The sequence below is a fragment of the Arthrobacter sp. NPDC058097 genome (assembly GCF_042884885.1).
In the GTDB taxonomy this organism is placed as follows: Bacteria; Actinomycetota; Actinomycetes; order Actinomycetales; family Micrococcaceae; genus Arthrobacter.
Genome location: NZ_JBHVSZ010000006.1, coordinates 1 through 18825, shown reverse-complemented (window position 1 = coordinate 18825; position 18825 = coordinate 1). Strand labels below are relative to the sequence as shown.

16 protein-coding genes are annotated in these 18825 nt (G+C 62.3%); 14 read left to right on the top strand and 2 right to left on the bottom strand.

Annotated features, from left to right (window positions below):
• The first annotated feature begins 9 nt into the window (after nucleotides 1-9).
• The 12 genes from ACFVTE_RS11655 (at nucleotide 10) to ACFVTE_RS11600 (ending at nucleotide 14840) form a co-directional block, all read left to right on the top strand.
• Nucleotides 10-228: a hypothetical protein gene (locus tag ACFVTE_RS11655; protein WP_387100568.1), complete on the top strand. Its 219-nt coding sequence runs from the start codon at nucleotides 10-12 to the stop codon at nucleotides 226-228.
• A gap of 36 nt (nucleotides 229-264) precedes the next feature.
• Nucleotides 265-2310, top strand: a complete 2046-nt coding sequence (locus tag ACFVTE_RS11650; RefSeq protein ID WP_387100567.1) for a hydantoinase/oxoprolinase family protein — start codon at nucleotides 265-267, stop codon at nucleotides 2308-2310.
• Nucleotides 2311-2314: 4 nt separating this feature from the next.
• Nucleotides 2315-4276 (top strand): hydantoinase B/oxoprolinase family protein, encoded by a 1962-nt coding sequence (locus ACFVTE_RS11645; protein WP_387100565.1) that lies wholly within the window; start codon nucleotides 2315-2317, stop codon nucleotides 4274-4276.
• A 15-nt stretch (nucleotides 4277-4291) separates the two neighbouring features.
• The gene (locus tag ACFVTE_RS11640) at nucleotides 4292-5047 is read left to right on the top strand and encodes a hypothetical protein (protein WP_387100564.1); all 756 of its coding nucleotides are present in this window, start codon (nucleotides 4292-4294) and stop codon (nucleotides 5045-5047) included.
• Nucleotides 5048-5212: 165 nt separating this feature from the next.
• Nucleotides 5213-6775 carry a class I adenylate-forming enzyme family protein gene (locus tag ACFVTE_RS11635; protein WP_387100563.1) on the top strand — a complete coding sequence of 521 codons (1563 nt, stop codon included), beginning with the start codon at nucleotides 5213-5215 and terminating at the stop codon, nucleotides 6773-6775.
• Between the two features lie 116 nt (nucleotides 6776-6891).
• Complete coding sequence (locus ACFVTE_RS11630; RefSeq protein WP_387100562.1) at nucleotides 6892-7839, top strand: Rossmann-like and DUF2520 domain-containing protein; 948 nt, start codon at nucleotides 6892-6894, stop codon at nucleotides 7837-7839.
• A 175-nt stretch (nucleotides 7840-8014) separates the two neighbouring features.
• Nucleotides 8015-8482, top strand: coding sequence for a MaoC family dehydratase (locus ACFVTE_RS11625; protein ID WP_387100561.1), 468 nt, complete (start codon nucleotides 8015-8017; stop codon nucleotides 8480-8482).
• Nucleotides 8483-8532: 50 nt separating this feature from the next.
• Nucleotides 8533-10485 (top strand): AMP-binding protein, encoded by a 1953-nt coding sequence (locus ACFVTE_RS11620; protein ID WP_387100560.1) that lies wholly within the window; start codon nucleotides 8533-8535, stop codon nucleotides 10483-10485.
• Nucleotides 10486-10495: 10 nt separating this feature from the next.
• On the top strand, nucleotides 10496-11659 hold the full coding sequence (locus tag ACFVTE_RS11615) for an acyl-CoA dehydrogenase family protein (RefSeq protein ID WP_387100559.1): 1164 nt from the start codon (nucleotides 10496-10498) through the stop codon (nucleotides 11657-11659).
• A gap of 34 nt (nucleotides 11660-11693) precedes the next feature.
• Nucleotides 11694-12815 (top strand): CaiB/BaiF CoA transferase family protein, encoded by a 1122-nt coding sequence (locus tag ACFVTE_RS11610; protein ID WP_387100558.1) that lies wholly within the window; start codon nucleotides 11694-11696, stop codon nucleotides 12813-12815.
• Nucleotides 12816-12885: 70 nt separating this feature from the next.
• Entirely contained in the window at nucleotides 12886-13677 is a 792-nt protein-coding gene (locus tag ACFVTE_RS11605) for an enoyl-CoA hydratase/isomerase family protein (RefSeq protein ID WP_387100557.1), read from the top strand.
• The gene (locus ACFVTE_RS11600) at nucleotides 13674-14840 is read left to right on the top strand and encodes a CaiB/BaiF CoA transferase family protein (RefSeq protein ID WP_387100555.1); all 1167 of its coding nucleotides are present in this window, start codon (nucleotides 13674-13676) and stop codon (nucleotides 14838-14840) included. The genes ACFVTE_RS11605 and ACFVTE_RS11600 overlap by 4 nt, the downstream gene beginning before the upstream one ends.
• A gap of 333 nt (nucleotides 14841-15173) precedes the next feature.
• Here the strand turns inward: ACFVTE_RS11600 and ACFVTE_RS11595 are convergent, their stop codons facing one another.
• Complete coding sequence (locus tag ACFVTE_RS11595) at nucleotides 15174-16049, bottom strand: acyl-CoA thioesterase domain-containing protein (RefSeq protein WP_387100553.1); 876 nt, start codon at nucleotides 16047-16049, stop codon at nucleotides 15174-15176.
• An 8-nt stretch (nucleotides 16050-16057) separates the two neighbouring features.
• The gene (locus tag ACFVTE_RS11590; protein ID WP_387100551.1) at nucleotides 16058-16852 is read right to left on the bottom strand and encodes an SDR family NAD(P)-dependent oxidoreductase; all 795 of its coding nucleotides are present in this window, start codon (nucleotides 16850-16852) and stop codon (nucleotides 16058-16060) included.
• A gap of 103 nt (nucleotides 16853-16955) precedes the next feature.
• Between ACFVTE_RS11590 and ACFVTE_RS11585 the strand changes: the two genes are divergently transcribed.
• Nucleotides 16956-18422 carry an aldehyde dehydrogenase family protein gene (locus ACFVTE_RS11585; RefSeq protein ID WP_387100550.1) on the top strand — a complete coding sequence of 489 codons (1467 nt, stop codon included), beginning with the start codon at nucleotides 16956-16958 and terminating at the stop codon, nucleotides 18420-18422.
• Between the two features lie 192 nt (nucleotides 18423-18614).
• Nucleotides 18615-18825 (top strand): aldolase/citrate lyase family protein (locus ACFVTE_RS11580; protein WP_387100548.1); only part of this gene is annotated, 211 nt, incomplete at its 3' end.

Sequence of the window (18825 nt, the reverse complement as noted above, 5' to 3'; positions counted from 1 at the left end):
GGAGCTGTAATGACCCAAATTCAGAACACCGAGGTTTTCCCGACCCTGAAGCAAAACCCTGTGGACGGCGCATGCCTGCAGTGCGGCGCCCACGAGCTGTGGAGTTACCCAGTCATGGCCGAGTCCGGATGGCAGGACGTCGTCAAGTGCCGGAACTGCCTGCACTCGGCATCACGTGAGGTAGGCAACCGGCTCGGCCCGGTCACCCTGCTAGTCGACCTGCTATAAGAACCGCCGCACAAAGAAATCAGAAAAGGAACAAAGATGTTCGCTGTTGATGTCGGTGGCACATTCACGGATGTTGTCGCCCTGCGGGATGGGAAGATCCATACCGCTAAAGTCTCCACAAACTACGCCGACGTTTCGAGCTCAGTACTTCAGGGCGCCGAGACTCTCGGAGTCGAAGACTCAAACGTTTTCAACCATGCAAGCACCCACGGCCTTAATGCGGTGATCACGCGGCGGCTTCCGAAGGTGGCATTTCTCACCACTGAGGGGCACCGGGACATCCTGGACATGGGCCGTGTGTGGCGCCCAGCCAGCGCAATCCTGGACCCACACTGGCGCCGCAGCTTCGGCGATGCGTCGGGCCGCCCCCTCGTACCCCGTTACCTTCGCCGCGGAATCCGAGAACGCATCACGGCCGACGGCGGCGTCCTGTACGAACTCGACGAACGCCAGGCCCGCAGCGAACTTGAGGTCCTCCGCAATTGCGAGGTCGCTGGCGTCGCCATCTGCCTTATCAATGGCTACATTAACGACGCCCACGAGTTGCGGCTGCGTGAGCTCGTTCATGAGATTCTCGGCCAAGACGTCGCTTGCTCAATCTCAAGCGAGGTATCTCCGTTGGCCAAGGAGTACGCACGAGCCTCGACCACCCTGGTCGATACCTTTATGAAGATCATCTACGCCGACTACACATCCAGGCTCGACCAGGGCCTCAAGGGCCTCGGCTTTGGAGGGCAGCTGAATTTCGCAGATTGCGCAGCCACCCTCGTCCCGGCGGACCGAGCGATGGAGCATCCCTTCCGCATTGTTTTCTCCGGCCCCGCTGCAGGAACTGTCGCATGCGCCCACTTCGGTGAGCTGATCGGGGAACACCAGCTCCTCTGCGCCGATGTCGGAGGCACATCGATCGACATCAGCATCGTCACGGCCGGCAAGCCCTACGTCAACACTTCCTTCGAACTCGAGCATGACCTGGTCGTGAACGCCCTGGCCAACGACGTGTCAAGCATAGGCGCAGGCGGCGGAAGCATTGTCGCGATCGGAGCGGCTGGTGAAATCCGGGTGGGCCCCGACAGCGCGGGCTCGTCTCCGGGCCCGGCATGTTACGGCCGCGGCGGTACCCTGCCCACGACGACCGACACCTGTCTTCTGATTGGCATCCTCGAACCCGGCGAGTTCGCCGGCGGTGAGGTTAACCTTGACCCCGAGCTGGCACGCCAAGCGTTCCAGGGTCTTCAGACGGAATCGGACCTCGGACACCGGGTGCGCTTCGCCTACGAGATGGCCGTCAACAACATGGCCGAGGGCGTGTTCAACGTTGCGATCAAGAACGGAGTGGACCCCCGCGACTACACTCTGCTTGCATACGGCGCCGCGGGCCCGATGCTTCTTCCGGCCGTGCTCGACACCGTGCACTGCAAACAAGTGATCGTGCCGCCCAACCCCGGCCTGTTCTCGGCTTTGGGCCTGCTGTCGGCAGACCAGGTGTTCACTGTTAACCGCAGCGCCTATCTTTACTTGACGCCTGATGCGGCTCCGCAGGTGGACGCCCTGTTCCGTGAAATGGAGCAACAGCTCGTGGAACGCTTCGCCGGCAAGACAGGCATCACCCTGCAGCGCAGCATGGACGCCCACCTCGCGGGTCAGAGCTGGGAGACGCCATTCATCCCGGTACCGGACGGCACGATCGACGAGGCCGCCATTGCCACCTTGCTCGCCTCATTCCACGATACCTATGAGGGCCGTTCGGGTAACCGCTTCGAGTTCATGCCCGTTGAAGGCGTCACCTTCCGCGTACGTGCGGTGATCGACACCCCGAAGGTCGAATATCCATACATCCCGGCCCGCGGCGCCGAGCCTCTCCTGCCCATCCGCTCCACCGTCCTCCGCTACCTCGGCGACATCGACGCCGACGGTGTGGGGGAGCAATCAGCGGACGTCTACGACCGCACGACCCTCCGCGCCGGAGATACCTTCGAAGGTCCCGCCATTGTTCAGGAGGAACTGTCCACGACCCATGTAGGAGCGGGCCAGACCGTCTCCGTCGGCCCATACGGCGAACTGATTATCCGGAAGAAGTGACAGAATGACCATCACCGACCTCGTCGAGCCGCTTCGGCTCCGCGACATCTCCGACTACGAGTTCAGCACACGTTACAAGAGCGACCGGTTCACCACTGCGGTCATCCTCAACCGGCTCCGGTATGCGGTCGAACACATGTCGGCCGGATTCATGCGCGAAGCATTCTCGCCCATCATCCGAGACTGGTACGACTTCGCATGCACCGTATCCGGCCCGCCGGAACAGAACTACCCGATGGCCGTCGTAAGCAACAGCCTCGTGGTCTTCCTCGGGACCATGGGGGATGCAGTGCGCAACACTGTCGCGGAGTACGGCCCCGAAAACCTCAAGCCCGGCGACGTTCTGATCTGTAACGACCCATACCGGGGTGGTCGTCACGTGAATGACGTGGCCTTTATCCGCCCCGTCTTCGTGGACGGCAAGATCGTCTCCTTCGTCAACATGTGCGCTCACCAACTCGACATGGGCGGCACCGTTCCCGGAGGCTTCTCCGCGACGAAGACGAACGTGTACGAGAACGGGCTAGTCATCCCTCCGATGCTGATGTGGTCTGAAGATAAGCCTGTCCGATCTACGTTCAGCCTTATCTTCGACAACACCCGCTGGGGCGGCATGCTGCTGCCCGACTTCAAGAGCATCTACCAGCAGCTGAGGCTCGGCGAGCAGCTGGTCTTGGAAAACGTCGAACGCTATGGGTTGGATGCTTATCTGGGAACCCTGGAGTACGCCTGCGATACCTCAGCTGAACGCATGCGCGAGGCAATTGCGCTCGTCCCCGACGGCGACTATCAGGGCTCGGCCCTCATTGACGCCGACGGCCTGGACGACACGATTGATTACACTGTGCGCGTGACGCTGCGCAAGCGGGGGCAGGACTTGGAAGTCGATCTTTCCGGGACCTCTCCGCAGGCCCGCACCTGCATCAACTGCGGCGTGCTTGACGCGAAGACGGCGGTGGGCGTTGCGTTGACAATGCTGCTCGACCCGGAAACCCCTTTTACCTCTGGAACCTGGCGCAATATCGACCTGGCCGTTCCTCCCGGGACGCTCGTATCTTCTCTGCCGCCCGACGGCGGAATCATGATGTTCTGGGAGGCCTCGGGTGCTGTCGTGTCCGCGATTTTCGATGCCCTCAACCCGGTGCTGGGTGAGAAAGGCGTGGCAGGTGACTACGGCTCCACCAATACCCACAACGCCTCTGGTGTACGGACCGACGGGTCGTCGTGGACGAGCGCCACCCAGTGCGGCGGTGAGCATGGTCCGTGGGGGGCAACCAAGGCAGGCGACGGTGACAGCTACACGGTGCTCTTCACCCTCAATAACCTCGACCCAGCAACCGAAACCATCGAGCACGACTCCCCGGTCGTCATGCTCCGTAAGGAACATGCTATCGACAGCGGTGGCCCCGGAAAGTTTCGGGGCGGCGCCGCTAACCTGAAGGACACTCTGTGGCTGACGGACGCAAGCCAGTACCTCTCGCCGTTCCGCACAAAAAAGCCCAGCGGCGTGGGCGCCAACGGCGGTGAACCCGGACCCAACGGTGCCATGTGGATTTTCCCACCGGAGGCCGTCGACAAGCGAGGCCTCCTAGCCACCACCGGCCCCGAGGTCTACGTTGACAGCGTCCCGGTCGCCGGAGTCCTCGACACGAAGACAAAGGCACTGGACCCGACGAACGGGTCCTACCACTACTTCGCCAGCCAGCAGATGTGGAAAACAAAGGCCGGGTCCATCCTGCGCTGCCTCACCAACGGCGGCGGCGGCTGGGGCAACCCCTTTGACCGCGACCCTGAGATCGTGCTCCGGGATGTGCGCGATGAGTACGTCAGCGTCGAGGGCGCTGCACGTGACTACGGAGTCGTCGTGACCGGTGATCCGCGCCGTGACCCTGAGGGCCTGCGTCTGGACCTCACGGCGACCGAGAAGCTGCGCTCCAAGGGCAAGACAAGCCTCACATTTCCTTAACCCGAAAGGCTCAATATGACCTCTCCAGCGATTCCTGCGTTCAAGGACCGGAACCTGTTTTTTGCCTTCTCCACTTTCACGGGGGAGCGCGCGGCGTTCGATAAGTGGTACGACGAAGAACACATCCCCCAGGTGACTGACTCAACGGGGATGATCGGCGCGCAACGCTTCGTGGTTGCCGACACGAAGCCCCTCAACGGAACAGCCCCTTTGGATTTCGGTCATCTCGCGATGTACGAAATCGACGGCAGCCCTGCCTCTTTCCGGGAAGAGGTTAAACAGATGCTACTCACCGGGCAGATGCAGCTGCCCGACCTTCTGAACCAGCCGTTCACGGCTCTCTTCCTGGAACCTGTGAGCGCGATGCATTACGGCGATGCGTACTCAAGCCTTGAAAGCCTTGACGAACGGAACCTGTGGCTGGTGTGGTGCCGGCCCCCCGCCGACGCAGAAGGGAGGTCGACTTTCAACAAGTGGTACGACGAAGAGCACATCCCCCAGGTCCTATCCGCGCCAGGTCTTGTCCGTGCGCAGCGCTTTGAGCTGAACTCCGCCGTCAAGCCTTTGCCCGGCGTCTTCACCCCGGACCTGGGTCACTTGGCCCTCTACGAAACCGCCGGCGATCCCACGCTGCTGCGCGAGGAAGTCAAACGCATGCTCATGTCCGGCGAGATGGTCTTGCCTGATTTCATCAAGCAGGTCTTCGATGCGATGTTCATGAAACCGGTGAGCCCGTTCTTCCCGGCTCACGGAGCCTCAAGCGGCGGATGACCACTACGGTGCCATGCGCCCCGGTAACTGCAGAGGTATTCCGCAGTTGCCGGGGCGGCCGCCGTCAGCTGGACAGGCCGTCAGATGGACGGCAACTAACTGAAAAAGGACCTGTCGTCGCCAAAGATGGTGACGTTGGACTGAGAATGAGGCAGCGAGAACCCAATGAACGTGAACTGGATCGTGGAGTCGACAGCGAAGCAGATTCCTCAGGTCGAAGGCGACCGAACCGCATTGAGCTTTGATGGCCGGGTGCGCACGAGCTATGGCGAGCTAAATGAGCATACGCTCCGTTATGCGCTCGCCCTGCACGAACTGGGCCTGCGTAAAGGCGACCGGCTTGGCCTGCTGATGTTCAATGACGCGGAGTATCCGCTGCTGATGCTGGCGGCCGCCCGTCTGGGCGTTGTTACGGTTCGATTGAACTTCCGGTTGACCGCGCCGGAGATTTCCTTCATTCTCTCCGACTCCGGAACCTCGGTGCTGCTGGTGCACAGCAGTCTGCTCCACCGTCTGGAAAAGGTCCGCTCCGAGACGAGTGTGGGCACCTACGTGGTGGTGCCGGATTCTGATGATGAAGTGCCCTCGTGGGCCCACCCGTTCGGTGCCATGCTGAATAGGGCACCATTCGCGGAGGCACATCTTCCCCTGATAGAAGCCGCAGACCCGATGACCCTGATTTATACCTCAGGCACGACGGGATCGCCCAAGGGAGCAATCTGGTCGCATGCAAATGAAATGGGCACAGCATCCGCCCAGGCGCTGCGCTGGTCGTTCTCGAAGGACACCGTTGCACTCGTCCCCGGCCCGCTGTACCACGCGGGTGGCTTCGAAGCCGTGTTCCTGCCTGCCCTTCTGATGCACGGCAAAGCCGTGCATCTGGCGTCGGGAAACTTCTCGGTCGAGCGGTTCCTGAAAGTGTTGCATGAAGAACAAGTGACGGATTGCCTGCTTTTCCCGTTCATCCTCACCGAGCTCCTCCACCACGAGAACCTTGAGGATCTACTGCCTATGTCATTGCGTCGGTTTATCCTCGGTGGTGACACGCTCATGCCGTCAACCGCTCAAGAAGTGAAGCGCCGCCTGCCGCACGTCAAGCTCGCTCAGGTGTACGGGTTGACCGAGGGAGGCGCGATAGCCACAACCTTGGAGGATGAGGACTTTCTCAATCAGCCGAACAGTGTCGGCCGTCCGGTCCCGATGGGGGAGGCCCGGGTCGTTCGCCGGGACGGCACACCTGCTGACGTTGGAGAGGCCGGTGAAATCGAGGTGCGCAATGCCGGCGTTAGCGCCGGCTACTGGAACCGTCCGGATGCATCCGCGGCGACCTTCCACGACGGCTGGTGCCGCACGGGGGACCTGGGCTACGTCAACGAGGATGGTTTCCTGAACCTCGGCGGACGTGCCAAAGACATGATCCGCAGCGGTGCTGAGAACATCTATCCAGCAGAGATCGAGAAGGTGCTGTCGGCGCATCCGAGTGTGATGCTCGCAGCTGTCGTAGGCGTCCCCGACAAACGATTCACCGAGGTCGGATGTGCCGTCATCGTGCCTGAGGCAGGGGCCAGCATCGATACTGACGACCTTCGTGCGTACTGCCGGGAACAGCTTGCCGGCTACAAGGTTCCGAAATACTTCCTCTTCGCCGATGATCTCCCTCGCAACGCGTCAGGAAAGGTACTCAAATACGTTCTGCGCGAGACCTACGCGCAGATTCAGGATCAGTAGCGAGAACATGCGGTCCCGAATCGGCCACGGCGCGGAACCCTCAGACGCAGTCAAGGCGGGATCCGTCCTTTCACCGGAGGAAGTCCCGCCAGCCCCACGCAGGAAGGCCAGGCAGTATGTCTAAGTCCGGACGCCTCGGCGTCGGAATAATCAGTGCAGGGAAGGTCGGCGCCGTGCTCGGCGCCGCCTTGCGTGCGGCCGGGCACGCCGTCCTCGGGGTTTCAGCGGCCTCCCACGCAAGCCGTGAGCGCGCTGAGGCACTGCTCCCTGGGGTACCCGTCCTGGAGGTTCAGCAAATTGTGGAGCGATCGGAGCTGGTGCTGCTGGCGGTGCCCGACGACGCCCTTCCCGGTTTGGTGGACGACCTGGCGAAGCTGGGCCTGTGGCAGCCGGGGCAGTTGGTTGCCCATACGTCCGGGCGGTTCGGGTTGGGGGTGTTGGATGCGGTGCGTGGTGTCGGCGCCGACCCGGTCGCCCTGCATCCGGCCATGACCTTCACCGGAATGAGCCTTGACGTGACGCGACTGTCGGACTGCTCTTTTGGGGTCACGGCGGGCGCGACTGTGTTGCCCATCGCGAAGGCTCTGGTGGTGGAGATGGGTGGCAAGCCTGTGGCCATTGCCGAGGCTGACAGGCCGCTTTATCACGCAGCCCTGACGCACGGTTCAAACCACTTGCTCACGCTCGTGGGGCAGGCTTCCGAACTATTGAGGGACGTTGGCGTGGAAGCGCCGGGGCAGCTGCTCGGACCGCTGTTACGGGCAACGCTGGAGAACGCTTTGGCCTCTGGCGAGTCGGCCCTGACAGGGCCTGTGGCCCGGGGCGATGCTGGAACGGTGCGGGCTCACGTCAAGGCTCTGCAGGAGTTCGACGGCGGTGGGCAAGGGGTGCTCGCTGCTTATCTCGCGATGGCGCTCGCCACTGCTGTCCGGGCCGGGGGGCGGGGCTTACTAAAGCCTGACCAGCTGGGGCATCTGCGCCAAGCCCTGGAACTGGAGGAAGGCGGAAGCTGCCCACCGAACCCGTCAGCACTTGGTCGTTGTTCCCCGGCCGGCAGCGATTAGGGACAACGGGCGTTGGCGAGCGGCCAGGGGAAGCACCGGCCGCTGGAGGTGTGAGAGTTCCGCGCAGGGCTTGCATATATTTTATTTTTTCGATTAAGATGTAAGCATCTGAAAGTTGGACCTGCTCCGTCGGGACCGCTAAACCAGCTGCATCATCGTTGAGAGAGGACACCCAATGGCGGGTTTGTATTTTGAAGAGTTTGAGCCTGGAATGGTAATCGATCATGAGGTCCGCCGGACAGTGACCGAGGCCGACAACGTTCTGTTTAGTACCATGACGTTGAACATGGCGCCTCTGCACCTGGATGCCGAGTACAGCAAGAACTCCATCCATGGCCAGCGGCTGGTGAACAGTCTCTTTGTTCATGGCTTGATCTGCGGCATATCCATGCACGAGACGACGTATGGCACCACTCTGGGCAACCTTGGTTTCAAGGAGACTAATTTTCCCAAGCCGGTGTTCCACGGCGACACGATCCGTGTCCGCACAGAAATTGTTGCGGTCCGGGAGTCCCAAAGCCGCACAGACTCTGGAATCGTCACGTTCCGCCATCAGGGCATCAACCAGCGTGACGAGGTCGTGTGCGACACCACCCGGGTTGGTCTCATGATCAAGAAGTCGTCACTCGGCGACAACGCCTGATCCCGCAGACCGCGATCAGCGTAATGGCCAGCAGTCAAGGAGGACATGGTATGCCTGGAACTGACGCACCACAGCCGATGGCATGGGTGCCGCCCGCGGAGGTCCGCGAGCGCTCGCGGCTGCTTGCGGCGATGAGGGAGTGGGGATTTGGTGACGACGCTGGCGCCGTTGCCGAACTTAACCGTCGGGCGGTCGAGGATCCGGAGTGGTTCTGGCGCGCAGCGCTGACGGATCTCGATGTCGCATTTTCGGTGCCATTCGAGCGGGTTCTCGACGAATCTGAAGGTAGGCCTTTCCCGAAGTGGTTCACCGGAGGACAAATCAACGTCGCAGAGCTGGCTTCGCTCCGCCACGGCCAGGGTGCCCTGGCAGACAGGACCGCAGTGGTGTACGAGGGCGACGGGGGCCAGCGCCGCTCGCTGACATTCGCCCAACTCGCCGCAGAAGTCCGTTGGTTCGCCGCCCACTTGGCGCGTCTGGGCGTCAATCGCGGTGACCGCGTAGTGTTGTTCATGCCGGTGGTTCCTGAAGCGGCCGTGGCGTTCCTTGCAGTTGCAATGCTTGGCGCAGTCGCGGTGCCCACATTCTCCGGGTACGCCCCGGATGCACTGGCAACCCGCCTGCAGGACGCAGAAGCCGTCCTGCTCGTGACTGCAGACGGCACCACACGTCGCGGCAAGGTGGTCGGGCTCAAGGCGACCGCGGATGCTGCCATGGCGATGGCTCCGACCGTCCGCCAGGTGGTGGTGATCCGCCACCTTGGCACCGATGTGCCAATGCAGGACGACCGGGACCTCTACTACGACGAGCTGGGTACCAACCCTGAGCCGGTTCAGACAGCCACGACCGGCGCCAACGATCCCTTGGCCATTGTCTACACGTCGGGTACGACCGGGCGGCCCAAGGGTATCGTCCACTCGCACGGTGGCTTCGCTGCGAAGACCGCCCTAGACTTCGCCTACGGCTTCGACGTGCACTCCGGTGACGTCGTTTCCTGGATCACCGACCTCGGGTGGCTTGTCGGCCCTATGCTCATGACTGGTCCGCTCCAGCTGGGGGCAACGATCGTGATGATCGAGGGTTTGCCCACCTACCCGACCGCGAACCGTATGTGGGAGGTCATTGAGCGCAACGGCGTCACGGTGCAGGGCATTGCCCCGACGGCCGCGCGTGCCATGAAGGCCGCAGGGGCAGCACAGGCTCCGGCCATGCCGACCCTCAAGACCTTCGTGTCCACTGGTGAGGCCTGGGACGAGCCCACTTGGTGGTGGTTGTTTGACGACGTCGGAGCCCGTAAGCGGCCGATTGTGAACTACAGCGGCGGCACCGAGGTTGGCGGCGGAATCCTGGTTGGCTATCCCTTCCTGCCGGGGCCCCCCGCAGCCTTTACCGGACCGCTGCCGGGTATCGACGCGGCGGTCTTTACCGATACCGGAGCCCCGGTTACCGGAGAGATCGGCGAACTGGTTGTTCGCAACACGTTCCCGGGCATGACCCACGCTTTTTGGCTGGACCGCGAACGGTATCTTGATACGTACTGGAACCGCTGGGAGAACGTCTGGGTGCACGGCGACCTCGCAAGCGTCAGCCAGGAGGGTGTGTGGGTGATCCACGGACGTTCGGATGACACGATCAAGCTTGCCGGCCGGCGCGTTGGGCCGGCCGAGATAGAGGCGGCGCTCCTGCGGGACAATCGGATCGCGGAGGTTGCCGTAATAGGTGTTCCAGACCAGATGCGTGGTCAGCGGGCGGTGGCATTCGCCGTGCTGCGGGAAAGCGAGGCTGATCAACGCAACCTGCAGGAAACAGCCCTGGAGAACGCCGGAAAGTCGTTTGCCCCCACTTTGTACACGGTGGGAACTTTGCCGAAGACCAAGAACGGGAAGATCATGCGGCGGGCCATCCGAGCGCGGTTCCTTGGAGCCCCGGTTGGCGATATGTCGTCCCTTGACCCGGCAACCCCGCTGGAAGATATCCCCGTATATGCGGGCGATCAGAATTAGGAGAACGAACATGTCTGAGGAAACTGAAAACAACATCGAGATCGTCCGGGCCGCGACGCGCGAGCTGGCCCGGAAGTTCGACAACAACTATTGGTTGGAGAAAGACCGCAAGCACGAGTACCCCTGGGACTTCATCAAGGCCTTCGCAGACGGCGGCTGGCTCGGGGCCATGATTCCCGAGGAGTACGGCGGAATCGGACTAGGCCTGCAGGAAGCTGCGGTGATGATGAACGAGATCGCTGCATCCGGTGCGGGCATGAGCGGCGGATCCGCGATCCATTTTTATGTCTTCCCGCCGGCACCCATCGTGCGCTACGGCTCCGAGGAAATGAAGAAGGAATATCTTCCGAAGCTGGCGTCCGGTGAGATGCTCACAGCTTTCGCGATTACAGAACCGACCGCGGGTGTGGACACCTCCCGAATCACCACCAAGGCGGAAAAGGTCGACGGCGGGTGGCTGATCAACGGGCAAAAGGTATTCATCACGAATGCTCAGAACGCGCACCGGATGGTCCTGCTTGCTCGGACTTCACCGCGGGATCCGGAGCACCCGCTGCGCGGTATGACGCTCTTCTTTGCTGATATGGACCGCGAGCACGTCACGATTCGGGAGATTGATAAGCTCGGTCGCGCTGCAATCGACACAAATGAACTCTTCATCGACGACCTTTTCGTTGCCGACGAGGATGTGATCGGCGAGGTCGGTCGTGGGTTCAACTACATCATCGATGGCTTGAATCCCGAGCGCATTGTGGTCGCGATGGAAGGTATCGGCCTCGGTCGGGCGGCGCTGGAAATCGGCACCGAGTACGCGAAGAAGCGTGTTGTGTTCGATCGTCCGATTGGCCAGAACCAGGCCGTCGCGCATCCGCTTGCAGACTCGTGGATTCGGCTCGAGGCCGCTGAACTGGCATCAATGCATGCAGCGAAGCTGTTCGATGAGGGAAAGCCGTGCGGCTCAGAATCGGCCGTCGCGAAGTACTTGGGTGCCGAGGCCGGCTTTGATGCCTGTGACCGCGCCTTCTCCACGCTTGGCGGGTACGCATACGCGAAGGAATACCACATCGAGCGTTTGTGGCGCGAGGTTCGCTTGCTGCGGAATGCTCCCTTCTCGCAGGAAATGGTGCGCAACTACATCTCCCAGAACGTACTGGGCCTGCCCCGTTCGTACTAGGTCGAAGCACACGAGTCGTAGAGAGGCTGATTAAATGGTGGGTCCTCTGGAAGGAATGCGGGTATTGGTGTTGGCGGGCATGGGTCCGGTGCCCTACGTCTCGATGCTGCTCGCCGATATGGGAGCCGAAGTCGTCCGTGTCGTCCGGCCTGCCAACCGCTCTGCCCGGAGACTTACCCAGACCGAGGGGCTGACGGAAGACCTTGACGTCGTCAACCGCGGCATCACTGCGGTTGCGGTTGACCTCAAGGACGCGGAAGGGCGCGCGTCGGTGTTGGACCTTGCGGCCAACGCCGACGTCTTTATTGAGGGCTATCGGCCCGGGGTTGCTGAACGCCTCGGCCTCGGCCCACAGGAACTAACTGCACGCAACGCGCGTCTGGTGTATGTGCGGTTGACAGGCTACGGCCAAACCGGTCCCCGGTCCCAGGACGCCGGTCATGACATCAATTACGTAGCGCAGTCCGGGGCGCTGCACGCGATGGCGCGCAAGGGGGAGGCCCCGCGTCCACCTATCAACCTGCTCGGCGATTACGCCGCTGGCGGCGCACTGGGTGCATTTGGCATTACCAGCGCGCTGGTATCGGCGGCGCGTACGGGCAAAGGCCAGGTAGTCGACGTAGCGATGGCCGACGGCGTCGCAGTCCTGACTGCGAAGCTCCAGGGCCTGCGCGCAGCGGGTCTCTTTTCGGATGAGGCGGGAACCAACTTCCTGGATTCCGGTGCCCCGTTCTACGAGACTTACCGTTGTGCGGACGGCCGTTACCTTGCGGTGGGTGCCATTGAAGCTGATTTCTACCGGGAGTTCATCTCGCGGCTTGGCGTCGATGTGAGCGACTGGCCAGCGCAGTCCGACCAGTCTCAGTGGCCGCGGTTGCGCGCCCTCATCGCCGACGTCATCACCCGGAAAACGCGCGGTGAGTGGGAATCGGTCTACGCCGGTACTGATGCTTGCGTAACGCCGGTCCTGTCCTTCGACGAGGCCGCCCGGGACCCGCACAATTCCGCGCGCGTGATGTACCAAGTTGTCGGGGGTGTGCTGCATCCGGCGCCCGCGCCGCGATTCAGCGGCACCCCGGCACGTGTCCCATCTGTTCCTTCGACGGGAACAAGTCCCATCGAAGACATAGCAGCTGCCTGGGTACCGGGTAACTGAGCAGCTGCGCCGCACCTTGCGGGGCCCGTCGTTGGAACCGGGGCCCGTCCACCACCGAAAGGACTCCACAGTGACAGGCTATGAGGCGTTCACAGCCCTGAAGATCGACCGGCCGGAAGAGGGCATTCTTCGTCTCGTGCTCGATGGCCCCAACCTCAACGCGGTGGGACCAGAAGCGCACCGTGAACTGGCGGATATCTGGCCAGTCATTGCGCTGGATGACTCTGTGCGCGCCGTAGTGATCCGTGGGGCGGGGGAGCGGGCATTCTCGGCAGGAGGCAGCTTTGACCTCGTCGAGGCCATGATCGGCGACTACTCCTCGCGAACCAGGGTAATGCGCGAGGCACGCGACCTGGTGCGCAACATCATTGAGGTACCCCAACCAATTATTTCCGCAATCAACGGGCCCGCCGCCGGTGCCGGCCTGGTTGCTGCGCTGCTCGCCGACATCTCTGTCGCCGGCCGTCGCGCAAAGATCATCGACGGGCACGTGCGTCTGGGCGTGGCCGCCGGCGACCACGCCGCCATCTGCTGGCCACTGTTAACGTCGATGGCGAAGGCGAAGTACCACCTGCTAACCAATGAAGTGCTCACGGGTGAGGAAGCCGAGAGGATCGGCATGGTTTCGGTCTGCGTCGATGACGAAGAGGTGCAGGACCGGGCTTTGGAAATCGCGCGCAAGCTCGCCGCAGGATCGCGCGCCGGAATTCAAGGGACCAAGATGGCACTGAACGGCTGGTACCGCCAAGCGATGCCTATCTTCGATGCGTCGCTGGGACTGGAGTTCTACCACTTCGGTGGCCCCGACGTCGTCGAAGGCGTGTCCTCGCACCGCGAGAAGCGCGATCCGAGGTTCGCATGAGCGGGCCGCTAGTCGAAGGCCCGCTCGCCGGCATTACAGTCGTCGGGTTGGAACAGGCAATCTCCGCACCCCTCGCCACCCGCCATCTCGCCGACCTGGGTGCGAGGGTAATCAAGATCGAAGCCCCAAAGTACGGCGACTCGACCCGTGCTTACGACACCGTCGTCGGCGGTTTGTCAGCACACTTCACCTGGCTCAACCACGGCAAGGAGTCGGCGGCGCTCGACCTGCGTGCCGATAGCGACATGGCGGTGCTGCACGGCATCCTTGCCCGAGCCGACGTGCTGGTCAGCAACTTGGCCCCGGGGGCGCTTGGCCGCCTGGGACTTGGCACCAATGAGCTGGCCGAGCGCTACCCGCGCCTGATCATCGTCGACATCTCGGGCTACGGCACCGGCGGTTCCCTCGATCACAAGCGCGCCTACGACTTGCTCGTGCAGGCCGAGGCCGGTTCGTGCTCGATCACGGGGATGCCGGGACAGCCTGCCAAACCGGGAATTCCGGTCGCCGACTGCGGTACGGCGCTGTACGCTTACTCCGCTATCCTTGCCGCTCTCTACAATCGTGAGCGCACCGGCGAAGGCGCGATCATCCCGATTGCGATGCTGGACACAGTCGCCGAACTGATGGGATTCGCGCTGAACCAGGTCATCCATTCGGACGTCGAACCCACCCCGGTGGGTATGGGTTCACCCATGATCGCACCCTATGGTGCTTATGCCACTTCCGACGCCCAGACCGCCGTGCTTGGTACTACTAACGACCGAGAGTGGCGCAAGCTCGCCGGGCTGATCGGGCGACCCGAACTCGGCGATGAGCCGCGCTATCTTCACAACGAAGATAGGGTAGCCGCGCGCGAGGAACTCGACGACATCGTGGGTGCCTGGTGTGCCCGACACCCCCTGGCCGACATACAGGAGGCTGCCGACGCCGCGGGGATCGGCAACGCGAGGCTTAATAGCGTCCACGACCTCGCTAACCATCCGCAGCTTCGCGAGCGGGGACGGTGGCGCGAGGTCGGTACGCCGTCGGGGCCGGTGCCCGCGCTGCTGCCGCCCGCGGTGGCTCTCGGATGGCCTGTTCGGAGCGGATCGGTGCCCGCCCTGGGCGAGCATACTGAGGCGATCAGGGCAGAGTTCAAAGACAAGGCCTTGGATCGATGATGTGCAGGGGCGATTTCCACTACGCTGGCCGGGAAGGAATCGCCCCTGGTGGAAACAGGGCGATGACCCTGGTTTGGCATCGTTGTAAGGGTGCTGGAGGCAAAACGGCGCTGGCGGGAGAGCCCAGCTGTGCTTTGCTTTGAGGTGACCAACTGATCGGGGCTTTTTCAGAACGGCGCTCCGGTCTTTTGTGGTTAAGTGACGAAGTTTTGCATAGGCCAGATATGGGGGGCAGGGGGATCGCTTGCTTGTCTTGCCAGGAAGAGAGCTGGCCGACGGAATGCGGCTGCGCACAGGGTCACCCGGGTATGCGCTCGCCTACAAGTGGAGCGGTCATTTCGATGCGTCACGTTTGGGTGGGGACGCCTGACCTAGAATCGTGTGGCCAGCCTCGGCAAGGGCCGTTACTGTGGCCACGCCGAACGCCCCTTTGGCGTCGTAAAGTACGGCGCTGCCTGCTGAAATCCCGGACTGGGCGGAGCGGCCTGCAGAGGCCACTCCGACCCCCCGGCCTGACGGCAGGCGAGAGAATGAAACGGTTGTCTCGGCGTTGATGAACTGTACACCTCGCGTGCCCCAGTGGATAACGAGGCTGGCAAGATCGGAAGCGACGGCGATCAGTCCAAATCCTGTTGCTGCTTCGTTCTCGACAATATCTATTTCCCCTTGCCAGAGATATTTCCGGGTCGACTGCGCGAACAGTGATGGGTCTGCCGACCACTGCGAATCTTCGCTGCGGTAGAGCCGATTGTAAGGGGCCGGCCTAACTTGCAAAGGCGGCGGTGGGAACTCGTCTCCGGATGCCCAGATCCGGCCATCGGGATTGGCGGAAGGTGCCAGGAAAAAGATATGCGCCCGGGCGACCGTCTCGCCGTTCTGCATTAGGAAGCTGTCCACGAGCAGGAGCCGGTGGCCCTCACGGACGATCCTTGCTCGTGTGGTGGTCGATGTTAGGCGTACCGGTCGGAAAAGCTCGAAGGAAGCGCGCGCCGCTTGCAGGTCGGGTCTTGCAAGCTGGGCACAGCGTTGCGCGGCCCTGGCAAGCAGTCCAGTAGTCGCTGGCCCCTGCAGGCGCCTAGCACTCCAGCCGCTCCTAGCAGAAGGCAAGGGCTGGAAGATTTCCCCACGTTCACCGCCCGCTAACCGGAAGAAGGCGGGGACTGGTTCGGGCTTTGCCCCAACGGCTTCGGCGGCATCGTCATCCGACACTTGGGCGCCTAGTTGAAGATCTCGGTGGATGAATCGATTACTGCTGCACCGCCGTCGGCTATCAAGGTGTGCCCCGTAACCATGGCGGCGTCAGAAGAGGATAAGAAGGCGCAAACCGCGGCAATCTCATCCGGTGCCGCGGCGCGACGGAGCGGTACCGACAACGTGGCTTTATCGTAGGCCTCTTCGATGGTTAGCCCGTCACGTTCGGCGAGGAATTTCATTGCACCTTCGCCCAAGGCCGTCCGGATCCATCCGGGGCTGACGGCGTTCACACGTACTCCATGGGGACCGTATTCTCTGGCGAGCCAGCGGACCAAGCCAATGACCCCTGTCTTTGCCGCGGTGTAACCGGCGGTGCCGGGTGGTCCGGAGAACAGTCCGGCCGATGACGAGATCATGACGATCGAACCGCGTGATTGCACCAGGTGCGGGACGGCCTCGGAAGCGAGGTAGAAGGGACCATTCAAATTGATATCGATGCTCAGGTCCCAGCCTTTTGCGGTCTTGGGGCTGGTTGTAGAGGGAATTTGTGCACCCTGCGTCGCGATGACGGCGTCAATGCCGCCCAACTCCTCCGCGGCCCGCGCCACGACTATTTTCAGTGCATCCCGGTCGGTGCCGTCAGCGGGAAGTGCGACTCCGCCAAGCTCATCGGCGAGTGCGGCGACGCCTTCAGCGTTTAGATCAGTGAGGGCCACGCGGGCTCCGTCAGCGGCGAAGCGCCGGGCAACGGCGGTGCCGAGACCGCCCGCCGCACCGCTGATGAGAACTCTGGACGGCCGCTGTATCGAGGTAGACATAAATGCAATATATACTATTTTCGCGAGGGGGGAGGGAAATGTTTGCTGTTTCCTCTGAGCTCCCCGTCACCATCCGCGTTATCTCTCGATTAGGGATTAGTCAATGTCAAGAGTTGAAGTAGCAGGAGTTGCGGTTCCCCACCCTGATGATGTGTTTATCGCGGGGGCCTGGGTTCCCGGGGAGGGCGGCCGGCGGACCATCATCTCGCCATCGAGCGAGGAAGTGGTCACTGACGTAGCTCTGCCGAGCGTGGCCCAGGCCGCGCAGGCAGTCAAGATTGCGCATGAGCAGGGGCTTCCCAACTGGGCGGGTCTTCCTGTGGCGGACCGGGTGGCAGCCGTCCGCCGCATGTGCGATCTGTTCGAAGAGCGGTTTGGGGAGATGGGCCTTCTGTGGGCTGCCGAAGCGGGCATGTCCTTGCGACACAGCAAGACCTTACACAAGTACGCCGCAGCCACCGCGTGGGGTTCAGCCATCGCTGCCGCCGAGGAGGCGCTCAAGGATGAGGTACGCTCCGGCGCGCCCGGGGATGTGATTATCCGACACGAGCCCGCCGGTGTGGTCGTGGGAATCATCTCCTACAACGGACCTGTCGTGACAATGGGAACCAAAATCATTCCCGCGCTCCTTGCCGGATGCCCGGTGATCGTCAAGGGGGCGTCGGACTCTCAGCTCATCATGCGCGTTGTCGCCGATTGCGCGGAGCAGGCGGACCTTCCGGTTGGCACGCTTTCGGTCCTGTGCGGAGACTCCACGGTCGGCCGCGCGTTGACCAGTGATGCCCGAGTGGACCTGGTTTCCATAACTGGAGGCCATCATGCAGCGCAAGACGTCATCGAAGCCACACGTGGACGTTTCGCGCGCACTCATCTCGAACTGGGCGGCAAGTCAGCAGCACTGGTGCTTCCCGATGCGGACTTTGACCAAGTCCTGAAGGTCCTCATGATGGGATCGGCGGCGGGCACCGGCCAAGTGTGTGCACTGCTGAGCCGAATACTTGTTCCCCGGTCGCGCTTCGACGAGTTCGTTGAGGCGATCACCATGGCGTGGCAACGACTGCGAGTCGGTGACCCCTTTGATCCCGAGACCATCATTGGTCCCTTAACAAACAAAGCGGGACTCGAACGCACCGAAGCGTTCCTGGCGAAGGCTTTGGAGGAAGGCGGCAGGGTTGTTGCTGGTGGCGGCCGTCCCGAAGGGCTGGAGAAGGGCTGGTTCTTCGAGCCTACTGTTGTGGTGGACGTCGCCCGGGAATCAACCTTGGCGCGAAACGAGGTATTCGGCCCGATCTCCGCGGTGATGGCCTACGAATCCGTCGAAGACGGGATCGCCCTTGCCAACGATTCGGACTTCGGTCTGTCCGGTGCAGTCTTCACTCGTGACCGCGACCTCGGTATCGAGTGCGCGAAGCGGATTCGCTCCGGCTCTGTCGGAGTGAACGTGTTCGGCCCGGATGTAACCGCCCCGTGGGGCGGCGTCAAGCAATCCGGTTGGGGCCGCGAGGGTGGCCCTGAAGGAATCCTCGAGTTCACTGAACTCAAACAGATCGCCATCAGTCCCGCGCTGTAGAGGTTTTCAGCAACTAAGGAAGAAATCTCGTGATGGACATCGCTTCTTGTGGTGTTTAATATAAAATACAAAATGGAGTATTCGCGCTGGAAGCTGTCGAATGGCCAGCCGGCCCCATTGTCGGAGCAGAGCTGCCGCGCCCGGAGTGCGGCGCCCTCGCTCACAGCGCCGCCTATTATCTGAGGAGAGTTCATGAAGCCGTACCGTTCGATGTTGTTTGTTCCTGGCCATAAGGCGAGTTGGGCCGATAAGGGGTTGGCGTCCGGGGCGGATGCGCTGATTCTTGATCTTGAGGATTCCGTGCCGGCCGCTGAGAAGGACGTTGCCCGGACGGTTGTTGCCGGGACGATTGACCGGCTGCATGCCGAGGGTGTGCGTGCGGATCTGTGGGTCCGGCCCAATG

Coding starts and splice junctions, on each gene's coding strand:
- ACFVTE_RS11655 (WP_387100568.1), top strand. CDS start 10: ATGACCCAAATTCAGAACACCGAGGTTTTCCCGACCCTGAAGCAAAAC.
- ACFVTE_RS11650 (WP_387100567.1), top strand. CDS start 265: ATGTTCGCTGTTGATGTCGGTGGCACATTCACGGATGTTGTCGCCCTG.
- ACFVTE_RS11645 (WP_387100565.1), top strand. CDS start 2,315: ATGACCATCACCGACCTCGTCGAGCCGCTTCGGCTCCGCGACATCTCC.
- ACFVTE_RS11640 (WP_387100564.1), top strand. CDS start 4,292: ATGACCTCTCCAGCGATTCCTGCGTTCAAGGACCGGAACCTGTTTTTT.
- ACFVTE_RS11635 (WP_387100563.1), top strand. CDS start 5,213: ATGAACGTGAACTGGATCGTGGAGTCGACAGCGAAGCAGATTCCTCAG.
- ACFVTE_RS11630 (WP_387100562.1), top strand. CDS start 6,892: ATGTCTAAGTCCGGACGCCTCGGCGTCGGAATAATCAGTGCAGGGAAG.
- ACFVTE_RS11625 (WP_387100561.1), top strand. CDS start 8,015: ATGGCGGGTTTGTATTTTGAAGAGTTTGAGCCTGGAATGGTAATCGAT.
- ACFVTE_RS11620 (WP_387100560.1), top strand. CDS start 8,533: ATGCCTGGAACTGACGCACCACAGCCGATGGCATGGGTGCCGCCCGCG.
- ACFVTE_RS11615 (WP_387100559.1), top strand. CDS start 10,496: ATGTCTGAGGAAACTGAAAACAACATCGAGATCGTCCGGGCCGCGACG.
- ACFVTE_RS11610 (WP_387100558.1), top strand. CDS start 11,694: ATGGTGGGTCCTCTGGAAGGAATGCGGGTATTGGTGTTGGCGGGCATG.
- ACFVTE_RS11600 (WP_387100555.1), top strand. CDS start 13,674: ATGAGCGGGCCGCTAGTCGAAGGCCCGCTCGCCGGCATTACAGTCGTC.
- ACFVTE_RS11590 (WP_387100551.1), bottom strand. CDS start 16,852: ATGTCTACCTCGATACAGCGGCCGTCCAGAGTTCTCATCAGCGGTGCG.
- ACFVTE_RS11585 (WP_387100550.1), top strand. CDS start 16,956: ATGTCAAGAGTTGAAGTAGCAGGAGTTGCGGTTCCCCACCCTGATGAT.